The organism is Bradyrhizobium sp. CSA112 (genome assembly GCF_029051645.1).
Taxonomy (GTDB): Bacteria; Pseudomonadota; Alphaproteobacteria; order Rhizobiales; family Xanthobacteraceae; genus Bradyrhizobium.
In genome coordinates, this window is record NZ_JAACFS010000116.1 from 1 (window position 1) to 835 (window position 835).

Genomic DNA, 835 nt, shown 5'->3' on the forward strand with positions numbered 1-835 from the left:
CTAGGAGCCTGTCTGAGTAGTGACTGGTCAAGAGGGTGCGAGTCTGATTCCTTGCGTGGCCATGAGCAAGGAATTTCGCCCCTGGAAGATCGACGAGGTCCAGCTTCTGCCGCCGAGCGTGCAGGACTATGTGCCGCAGGACCACGTTTCGCGGTTGATCGTGTCGCTGGTCAAGGAAAGCCTTGATCTATCGACGATCCTAGGCAGCTACCGGAGCTGGCTGGGTCAGCCGCCGTTTGATCCGCGGATGATGACGGCGCTGCTTCTACACGGCTATGCGAGCGGCATCTACTCGTCGCGGCGGATCGCCAGGGCGACGGTGGAGCGGGCGGATTTCATGATGATCGTGGCCGGCGATGCGCCGGACTTCCGCACGATCTCGGAGTTCCGGCGGCGGCATCTTAAGGCGCTGGCCGACCTGTTCGTGCAGGTGTTGAAGCTGGCCGAGAAGGCCGGGTTGGTGAAGCTCGGGCACGTTGCGCTCGACGGCACCAAGATCAAGGCGAACGCGTCCAAGCACAAGGCGATGAGCTATGATCGCATGAAGAAGCGGGAAGCGGAGCTTGCAGCGGAGGTCGACCGCTGGCTCAAGGCGGCGGAGGCCGCCGATGCGCAGGAGGATAAGCTCTACGGCGACAAGCGCGGCGACGAGATGCCCGATTGGGTGGCCGACAAGCAGAAGCGGCTTGAGAAGATCCGCGAGGCCAAGGCCGCGCTGGAGGCCGAAGCCAAGGCCGCAGCCGAGGTGGAACGCAAGGCGCGGGCCGAGGAGCGTCGCGTCGCCGAAGGCGGCAAGAAGAGCGGCAAGACGCCGACGAAAACGGAGCCCGACGGC

1 protein-coding gene is annotated in these 835 nt (G+C 64.3%); it reads left to right on the top strand.

The features are described 5' to 3' along the window. Positions 1-61 precede the first annotated feature (61 nt). Positions 62-835, top strand: a 774-nt coding sequence (locus GWE18_RS41915; protein ID WP_275191305.1) for a transposase, incomplete at its 3' end; no start/stop codon positions are given.